This window comes from Nocardioides stalactiti (assembly GCF_014180715.1).
Lineage (GTDB): Bacteria > Actinomycetota > Actinomycetes > Propionibacteriales > Nocardioidaceae > Nocardioides > Nocardioides stalactiti.
The window spans coordinates 1-8,929 of the sequence record NZ_JACEFC010000145.1 but is presented as its reverse complement, the minus strand read 5'-3'; the positions used below and the strand labels follow the sequence as shown (position 1 = coordinate 8,929).

Sequence of the window (8,929 nt, the reverse complement as noted above, 5' to 3'; positions counted from 1 at the left end):
GGGCGAGCCCGAGCTTGACCTCGGTCAGCGCGAAGGTGGCGTCGTCGGCCGTCAGCACGATGTCGGAGGCCGCCACGATCCCGATCCCGCCCGCCCGGGCGGCGCCCTCGACCACGGTCACGACCGGCTTGGCGAGACCCGCGATCGTGCGCTGCATCCGCACGATCGCCCGGGCGCCCTCCTCCATCGGCGTCGTCGACGCCTCGGAGAGGTCGGCGCCCGAGCAGAACACCCGGCCCGACGACTTCAGCAGCACCACGAGGACGTCCGGGTCCTGGTCCGCGCGCTCCAGGCGCTCGAACAGCTCGGTGACGAGCTGGCGCGAGAGCGCGTTGCGGTTGTGGGGCGAGTCGAGCGTGATGGTCGCGATCCGGTCGGCGACCTCGTAGTGGACGAGCTCGTCGGGCGCCGTTGCGTCGGTCATGTCTCCATCCTGCTGAAACGCCTCGAAAATTACAATCAGTCCTGACTGTTTCTTTGTCCACCCATCCGTGACGCCGACCGCACCGAACACCTGCCATGAGGACGAGACTGCTGTGGGCGGCGTACGGCGTGCTGGCGACCCTGGTCGGGCTCGGGCTCGCCCACCTGGTCGCCGCGGTCACTGTCGCGGACACCTCGCCCGTGCTCGCGGTCGGGTCGACGGTCATCGACCTCACCCCCACGCCGATGAAGGAGTGGGCGATCCGCACCTTCGGCAGCGCCGACAAGGCCATCCTCCAGGGCTCGGTCCTGGCCGGCGTGCTCGTCCTCGCCGGGGTCGCCGGGATCCTCGCCCGCCGCCGGACCCGGTACGGCGCCGTGCTGCTGCTCGTCCTCGTCGGGGTCGCTGCGGTCGCCGTCCTCACCCGCCCCCAGGCCTCGGTCCTCGACCTCGGCCCGAGCCTCGTCGCCGCCGTGACCGCCGTCCTCGCGCTCGCCTGGCTGGCGCGCGAGCAGTCGGCCACCGCCGCCGAGGGCTCCGGACGACGCGGGATCCTCATCGCGGCTGGCGTGCTGGGGGCGGCAGCCGTGCTCGGCGGGGTCGGCGGCCGGTTGATCAACCGGCTCCGGCTCCGCCCCGAGGACGTCGCGCTGCCCGACCCGACGGAGCCGGCCCCGACGTTCCCGCGCGGGCTGGACGACCAGGTCAAGGGCATCACCCCGTTCCGCGTCGACAACGACGACTTCTACCGCGTCGACACCCGACTCGACACCCCGGTGGTCGACAGCGAGGACTGGACGCTCACGATCGACGGTGACGTCGACAAGAAGGTGACGCTCACGTTCGACGAGCTCCTCGCGATGCCCATGATCGAGCGCGACATCACCCTCACCTGCGTCTCCAACAGCGTCGGCGGCGAGTACGTCGGCGGAGCCCGCTGGCTGGGTGTCCGCCTCACCGACGTCCTCGACCTCGCCGGCGTCGGGAGCAAGGCCGACCAGATCCTGTCCACCGACTTCGACGGGATGACGATCAGCACCCCTCTCGACCTCGCCACCGACGGCCGCGACGCGATGATCTGCGTCGGCATGAACGGCGAGGCACTCCCCCGCGAGCACGGCTTCCCCGTGCGGATGGTGATCCCCGGCCTCTACGGCTTCATCAGCGCAACGAAGTGGCTCACCAAGCTCACCCTGACGACGTACGACGACCGCGAGGCCTACTGGACCGAGCGCGGCTGGGCGACGGACGCGCCGATCAAGATCTCGGCGCGCATCGACACCCCCAACGCCCTCGACCAGCTCGACGCCGGAGAGGTCGTGGTCGGCGGTGTCGCCTGGGCCCAGCAGCTCGGCGGTGTCGAGAAGGTCCAGGTCCGCATCGACGGAGGCGGGTGGCAGGACGCCACCCTCGGTCCCGATGCCGGCAGCGACTACTGGCGGCAGTGGTTCTTCAAGTGGCCCGCCGACAAGGGCTCCCACCGCATCGCCGCACGCGCCGTCTCCGGTGACGGCGAGACCCAGACGGCCGTCAAGGCCGAGCCCTTCCCCGAGGGCTCCAGCGGCATCCACGAGCTGATCGTCGAAATCGTCTGAAAAACGTCCCATCCGGACGCACCAGCACTCCGAACGACTGTTACAACCCTCCCAAGGAAGGCACCACCATGAAGCTCAACTCCCTCCGCAAGAACGCCGGAATCGCTGCCGCGGTCCTCGCGCTCTCGGTCTCCCTCGCCGCGTGCGGTGACGACTCCGACGACAGCAAGGACAAGGGCGGCTCCGGCGACGAGTCCACCAGCGCCGGCGACCAGACGTTCGGCGAGGGCTGCGCCTCGATCCCGACCGACGGCAAGGGCTCGTTCGACGGCATGGTCAAGGACCCCGTCGCGACCGCCGCGAGCAACAACCCGCTCCTCACGACCCTGGTCAGCGCCGTCGGCGCCGTCGACGGCCTCGCGGGCACGCTCAACGACGCCGAGGCCCTCACCGTGTTCGCGCCGATCAACGACGCGTTCGCCGAGATCCCCGAGGCCGACCTCACCGCGCTCGTCGAGGGTGGCATGGCCGACGGTCAGGACAGCACCCTCTACAAGATCCTCGCCCACCACGTGGTCGGCGCGAACGCTGACACCGACGCTGTCGCGGGCGACCAGGACACCCTGGCCGGCGACACCCTCACCATCGAGGGCGACGAGAACGGCATGACCGTCTCCGACGGCACCGTCACCGCGAACGTGCTGTGTGGCAACATCCCCACCGCCAACGCGACCGTCTACGTGATCGACAAGGTCCTCACCGGGGTCAAGTGACCCTGAGGACGATGGCCTGATCGCGGAAGAAGCGGAAAGATCATCTCCATGGAACCCGTTCCCGAGCCGGCCGGTGCCCCCCTCGTGGGGGTGCCGGCCGGCGACGGCTCTGCACCCGCAGTGCTGGCGGACCTCCTCCAACGCTCGGCCCGCGGCGACCGTGCCGCCTTCGCCGAGCTGTACGACGCCACGGCAGCGCGGGTCCACGGGCTCGCGGTGCGGGTGGTGCGTGACCCGGCCCAGGCCGAGGAGGTCGCGCAGGAGGCGTTCCTGGAGATCTGGCGCACGGCCAGCCGCTTCGACCCGGCCCGCGGAAGCGCGGTGTCCTGGCTCCTGACCATCACCCACCGCAAGGCGGTGGACCGGGTCCGCAGTGCCGAGGCGTCCACCCGCCGCGACACGACGTACCACCACCAGAACCAGACGGTCGACCACGACGTCACTGCTGACGCCGCCCAGGCCTCGCTCGAGGCCCGACGGGTCCGCGCGGCGCTCGGGGGCCTGACCGACGTACAGCGCGAGGCGATCGAGCTGGCGTACTTCGGCGGTTACACCCACACCGAGGTGGCTGCCCTCCTCGACCTACCGGTCGGGACAGCGAAGACACGGATCCGCGACGGTCTCATCCGCCTGCGGGACACAATCGGAGTAGGACGATGAGCAACAACGACACGGACCTGAGGGGCGGGACCCCCGAGTGGGACAACGCCCACGCACTGTCGGGTGCCTACTCCGTCGACGCTCTGGACGACATCGAGCGGGTGCGCTTCGAGGTGCACCTGCGCGGCTGCTCCGAGTGCCGGCTCGAGGTCGAGACCTTCCACGAGACCGTGGCCGCGCTCTCGGTCGACGCGGTGGAGCCGCCCGCCTCGCTCCGCGCCTCGGTCCTGGCCGGGATCGAGGAGATCCGGCCGCTGCCGCCGCTCACCGAGCAGGCCCCCGCCCGTACGCACCGCGTCAGCACTCGGCGTCCGTGGATCACGTCCGCCGGACCGATGCTCGTGGCCGCCGCGCTCGTCGTGGTCGCGCTGCTGACCACCGTGTGGCTCCAGCCCTGGTCGACCGAGGACCAGCCGCCCGCGACGACCGTGACCGAGCGGGTGCTCGACGACCCGGAGCGGGCCGTGGTGCAGCAGCGCTTCCCGGACGGCGCCACCGCCAAGGTCGTCTTCTCCCCGGCCGAGGGCCGGGCCGTCATCCTCACCGAGGACATGGCCCTCGCCCCCGAGGGCAAGGTCTACGAGCTCTGGCTGCAGAGCCCGCGGGGCGACATGGTCCCGGCCGGCCTGATGCCCGACCTGAGTGACGCCGTCTTCCTCCTGGAGGGGGACGCCAGCGACGCTCGCGCGGTCGGCATCACGATCGAGCCCGACGGCGGGTCCGCGATCCCGACCTCGACGCCCATCGCACTCTTCGAGCTCGAGGCCTAGGAAGAACCATGACTCCCCGACGGCTCGCCGTCGTCGGGTCCGGCGTCGCCGGGCTCACTGCGGCCTACGTTGCCTCCCGCACCGCGGAGGTGACCCTCTACGAGGCGGACGACCGGCTCGGCGGTCACGCCGACACCCACCGGGTGCCCGACGCGGCGACCGGCCAGGACCTGGCCATCGACACCGGCTTCATCGTGCACAACCGCAGCACCTACCCGGTCCTGCTCCGCCTCTTCGACGAGCTCGGCGTGGCGACGCAGGAGTCGGAGATGTCGATGTCCACCAGCGACGAGGAGACCGGCCTGGAGTGGGCCGGCGCCCTTGGTGCCCGGGGGCTGTTCCCGCGAAGGGCCAACCTCCACGACCCGCGCTACCTGCGGATGCTGGCCGACATCCCCCGCTTCCACCGGATGGCCCGCCGGCTGCTCGCGACCGTCGACGACGGCGGCGAGGTGAGCCCCGACCTCACGGTCGCGGTCTTCCTGGAGCGGGGCGGCTTCAGCCCCTACTTCCGGCGCCACTTCGTCGAGCCGCTCATCGCCGCGGTCTGGTCCTGCGACCCCACGGTCGCGACCGAGTACCCCGCGGCCTACCTCTTCACGTTCCTGCGCCACCACGGGATGCTCGGCGTCTTCGGCTCGCCGGCCTGGCGCACGGTGAGCGGCGGCTCGCGCAGCTATGTCGACAAGGTCGCCGCGGCGCTGGTCGCCTCCGGCGGCGGGGTGCGACTTTCCGCGCCGGTCGACGCCATCATCGAGACTGCTGACGGTGTCCGCGTCCGCACGGCCGTCGACGAGCAGGAGTACGACGCCGTGGTGGTCGCGACCCACCCCGACCAGGCGCTCTCCCTCCTCGCGGACCCGAGCCAGGTCCAGCAGGAGATCCTGGGCGCGCTGCCGTACTCGGCCAACACCGCCCTGCTCCACACCGACACCAGCCTGCTGCCGGCAGCCGCCAACGCGTGGGCGTCGTGGAACTTCCGCCGCCCGGCCGCCACGCAGGACGCGGTCCTCGTGACCTACGACCTCACCCGGCTCCAGCGGCTCCCCACCCCGACCCACTACCTGGTCACCCTCGGCGGCGAGCACCTCGTCGACCCGGCGACGGTCATCGCGCGGCGCGACTACGCGCACCCGCTCTACACGACCACGTCGGTGGCCGCCCGCGAGCGGCTCCGCGAGATCGACACCGACCGGGTGGTCTTCGCGGGTGCCTACCACGGCTGGGGGTTCCACGAGGACGGTGCTCGATCGGGCCTCGCCGCGGTCGAGCGGCTCGGCCTGCGCTGGCCGCCCGCCGTGCTCCCCGACCGCGCGCCGGCCGCCGAGACCCATCTCGAGCCGACGCCCTACCTGACGACGATCACCCACACCCGGCGCGCGCCGATGCGCCGCTCGTTCCGACACCGTTCGCGCACCTGGGTCGTCGACCTGGATCGACTCCCGGCCCGTGGCCGGCTCTCGTGGCTGACCGGTCGCTGGGACGCCCGTGACCACTTCGACGGTGACGCGGCGACGATCCGGCAGGCGTTCGACCGCTTCCTCGAGGAGCACGGCACCGACACCCGCGAGGGCCGGGTCCTCATGGTCGCCCACCCGCGCGCCCTCGGTCACTGCTTCAACCCGATCACCGTCTTCTGGTGGTGGGCGGACCCGCGCGGTCGTGGCCGGCCCGACGCGACCGTCGTCGAGGTCCACAATACCTACGGCGACCGCCACGCCTACCTGGTCCCCACCGACCACCACGGCGCCGGACGGGTCGACAAGGCGCTCTACGTGTCACCGTTCCACGGCACCGACGGGCACTACCGGGTCGTCGCGCCGCCGCCGGACCCGGCGAGCGGCAACCTCTCGGTGTCGGTGACGCTCCACACCGAGGACGGCACGCGGTTCTCCGCGACCGTCACCGGGACGCCCGCGCGGCGCGCGCCGTCGGTCGCGCTCTCGGCGCTGCGGGGGGCTGCGCTCATCCGGCTGCACGGGATCGTGCTCTGGCTGCGCGGCCTGCCGGTCCAGCCGCGGCCCACCTACCGGCCCCCCGAGCTGCCCGTCAGCACGACGCCCAGCACGACGCCCAGCACGACCCGCACCGCCATCCCGCCCGCCCCCCGAACCGGAGGTGTCCGATGACCGTCACTCACGAACGGCGTGGGATCCAGCGCTGGACCGGCCTGGACCAGGTCCCGTCGTCGGGCATCGGCGCCCGGATCGCGCGCCGGCTGTTCCACTCCGCCGTCAACCGGCTCGACGTCACCGTGCACCTCGCGGCGACGCCGACCCGCCCGGCGGAGACCATCGGCCGAGGTGGTCCAGAGATCCACGTGAACCGACCCGACGAGCTCTACGCCCGGCTCGCCAAGGACCAGCTCATCGGGTTCGGCGAGGCCTACCTGACGGGAGCGTGGGACGAGGGCACCGACGCCTCGCCCGATGCACTCGGTGACTTCCTCACCGTCCTCGCCGCGGAGATGTCCGACCTGGTGCCGGCTTCCCTCCAGCGGCTCCGCTCGGTCGTCGTCACCCGCGTGCCGCGGACGCACCGCGGAAGCCGACGCAACACGCGGTCCAACGTCTCGCACCACTACGACCTGTCCAACGACCTGTTCCGGCTCTTCCTCGACCCGACCCTGTCGTACTCGTCGGCGATCTTCGACGACCCGGCCCGCGGCCAGCGGTCCGACTTCGTGGCAGCCCAGCACCGCAAGATCGACCGCCTGCTCGACCAGGCCGGCGTCGGCGAGGGCACCCGGCTCCTCGAGATCGGCACCGGCTGGGGCGAGCTCGCCATCCGTGCCGCTGCCCGCGGCGCGATGGTCCACACGATCACACTCTCCTCCGAGCAGCTCGACCTGGCCCGCGAACGGATCGACGAGGCCGGCTACACGGACCGGGTCGACGTCGAGCTGTGCGACTACCGGGCGCTGCTCGACTCGGCCGCGACCGCCGGCGCTTACGACGCCGTGGTCTCGGTGGAGATGATCGAGGCGGTCGGCTGGCAGTACTGGCCGACGTACTTCCAGACCATCGACCACGTGCTCGCGCCCGGTGGCCGGGTGGCGATCCAGGCGATCACGCTGCCCCACGAGCGGATGCTCACGACGCGCGACACTCACACCTTCATCACCAAGTACATCTTCCCCGGTGGCGCGCTGCCGTCCGTGCGGGCGATCGAGGAGACCACGGCGAAGCACACCTCGCTGCGCGTGGTCGACGACCTCGCGATCGGTCAGCACTACGCCCGCACCCTGCGGCTGTGGGACGAGGCGTTCATCGCCGCCGAGGACGAGGTCGCGGAGCTCGGGTTCGACTCCACGTTCCGCCGGATGTGGCACTTCTACCTCGAGTACTGCCGAGCGGGCTTCGCCGCCGGCTACATCGACGACCACCAGCTGACCCTGGCGCGGGAGCCGCTCACCGGGGACGAGACCCGATGAGCGCGGTCGCGACGCGGCTCGAGGCGGCGGTCTCGCCGTTCATCGGGGGCGAGCTTCCGGTGCGGCTCGTCGCGTGGGACGGCTCGACGGCCGGCCCCGAGGACGCGCCCCTGGTCGAGCTGAACTCTCCGGACGCCCTGCGCCGGCTGCTCTGGCAGCCCGGTGAGCTGGGCGCGGCCCAGGCCTACGTGACCGGTGAGCTCGACGTGCCGGGCGACCTCGACGCCGCCCTCACGTTCGCGTTCGACGTCGCCCGCTCCCGCGACCTCGGCGGCCGGAAGCGGCCCTCGGTGCGCGCGTTCGCGACCGCCGTGCGCTCGGCGGCCGGGCTCGGCCTCCTCGGCCGGCCGCCCGCCGCACCGGCGACCCAGGCCAAGGTGCGGGGCCGCCTCCACACCCGCGAGCGGGACCGCAAGGCGATCAGCCACCACTACGACCTCTCGACGGACTTCTACTCGCTGATCCTCGACCCCACGATGGCCTACTCGTGCGGCTACCACGCCGACGAGCAGGTAGGTCTCGAGGAGGCCCAGCACGCCAAGCTCTCCATGGTCTGCCGCAAGCTCGGGCTCGAGCCCGGCATGCGGCTGCTCGACATCGGCTGCGGCTGGGGCTCGCTGTCGCTCCACGCGGCCGAGCACTTCGGCGTCCAGGTCACCGGCGTCACGATCTCCCGCGAGCAGGCCAGGTTCGCCGAGGCGGCTGCCCGACGTCGTGGGGTGGACCACCTGGTCGAGATCCGGCTCTGCGACTACCGCGACGCCGTCCCTCTCGAGGGCGCGGAGTACGACGCGGTGTCCTCGTTGGAGATGGGCGAGCACGTCGGTGAGGCGAACTACCCGACCTACGCCCGGGTGCTCCGCGACTCCGTCCGACCGGGTGGCCGGGTGCTCGTCCAGCAGATGTCCCGCTCCGGACCCTGGCCCGGCGGCGGCCCGTTCATCGAGTCCTTCATCGCCCCGGACATGCACATGCGGCCCGTGGGCGCGACCGTCGGCCTGCTCGAGGCCTCCGGCCTCGAGGTCCGCGACGTGCACGCGATGCGCGAGCACTACGTGCTGACCGTCGCCGGCTGGATCGAGCGCTTCGAGGAGAACCTCGACGCGATCACCGCCCTGGTCGGTGAGGAGATGGTCCGCGTCTGGCGGCTCTACCTCGTCGGCGGGTCGATGGCCTTCCGCGACGGGCGGATGGGCGTCGACCAGATCCTCATGGTGCGACCGGGCGCACCCCACACGCTCCCGTGGGAGAGGTCGGAGTGACCGCCGTGCTGCTCGCTCTCGTGTCTGTCGCCGTCGCATCGGCGGGCACGATGACAGCGACAGCACTGGTTG

The 8,929-nt window shown here is 71.9% G+C and carries 8 protein-coding genes; 7 read left to right on the top strand and 1 reads right to left on the bottom strand.

All coding sequences use genetic code 11. The annotated features are described in order from the left end of the window. Positions 1-424, bottom strand: a 424-nt coding sequence (locus H0487_RS20165) for an enoyl-CoA hydratase-related protein (protein ID WP_183096021.1), incomplete at its 3' end; no start/stop codon positions are given. A 95-nt stretch (positions 425-519) separates the two neighbouring features. Between H0487_RS20165 and H0487_RS20160 the strand changes: the two genes are divergently transcribed. From H0487_RS20160 to H0487_RS20130, 7 genes are all read left to right on the top strand, one after another. After that, positions 520-2,019, top strand: a complete 1,500-nt coding sequence (locus H0487_RS20160; RefSeq protein WP_183096020.1) for a molybdopterin-dependent oxidoreductase — start codon at positions 520-522, stop codon at positions 2,017-2,019. A gap of 68 nt (positions 2,020-2,087) precedes the next feature. Continuing rightward, complete coding sequence (locus H0487_RS20155; protein ID WP_183096019.1) at positions 2,088-2,732, top strand: fasciclin domain-containing protein; 645 nt, start codon at positions 2,088-2,090, stop codon at positions 2,730-2,732. Positions 2,733-2,780: 48 nt separating this feature from the next. Continuing rightward, the gene (sigK, locus tag H0487_RS20150) at positions 2,781-3,392 is read left to right on the top strand and encodes an ECF RNA polymerase sigma factor SigK (protein ID WP_183096018.1); all 612 of its coding nucleotides are present in this window, start codon (positions 2,781-2,783) and stop codon (positions 3,390-3,392) included. Continuing rightward, positions 3,389-4,162 (top strand): anti-sigma factor, encoded by a 774-nt coding sequence (locus H0487_RS20145; protein ID WP_183096017.1) that lies wholly within the window; start codon positions 3,389-3,391, stop codon positions 4,160-4,162. The genes sigK and H0487_RS20145 overlap by 4 nt, the downstream gene beginning before the upstream one ends. Before the next feature lie 8 nt (positions 4,163-4,170). Further along, positions 4,171-6,291 (top strand): FAD-dependent oxidoreductase, encoded by a 2,121-nt coding sequence (locus tag H0487_RS20140; protein WP_183096016.1) that lies wholly within the window; start codon positions 4,171-4,173, stop codon positions 6,289-6,291. Next, entirely contained in the window at positions 6,288-7,595 is a 1,308-nt protein-coding gene (locus tag H0487_RS20135; RefSeq protein ID WP_183096015.1) for an SAM-dependent methyltransferase, read from the top strand. Before H0487_RS20140 ends, H0487_RS20135 begins: the two co-directional genes overlap by 4 nt. Continuing rightward, entirely contained in the window at positions 7,592-8,857 is a 1,266-nt protein-coding gene (locus H0487_RS20130) for a class I SAM-dependent methyltransferase (protein WP_183096014.1), read from the top strand. The genes H0487_RS20135 and H0487_RS20130 overlap by 4 nt, the downstream gene beginning before the upstream one ends. Positions 8,858-8,929 lie beyond the last annotated feature (72 nt).

Coding starts and splice junctions, on each gene's coding strand:
- H0487_RS20140 (WP_183096016.1), top strand. CDS start 4,171: ATGACTCCCCGACGGCTCGCCGTCGTCGGGTCCGGCGTCGCCGGGCTC.
- H0487_RS20135 (WP_183096015.1), top strand. CDS start 6,288: ATGACCGTCACTCACGAACGGCGTGGGATCCAGCGCTGGACCGGCCTG.
- sigK (WP_183096018.1), top strand. CDS start 2,781: ATGGAACCCGTTCCCGAGCCGGCCGGTGCCCCCCTCGTGGGGGTGCCG.
- H0487_RS20145 (WP_183096017.1), top strand. CDS start 3,389: ATGAGCAACAACGACACGGACCTGAGGGGCGGGACCCCCGAGTGGGAC.
- H0487_RS20160 (WP_183096020.1), top strand. CDS start 520: ATGAGGACGAGACTGCTGTGGGCGGCGTACGGCGTGCTGGCGACCCTG.
- H0487_RS20155 (WP_183096019.1), top strand. CDS start 2,088: ATGAAGCTCAACTCCCTCCGCAAGAACGCCGGAATCGCTGCCGCGGTC.
- H0487_RS20130 (WP_183096014.1), top strand. CDS start 7,592: ATGAGCGCGGTCGCGACGCGGCTCGAGGCGGCGGTCTCGCCGTTCATC.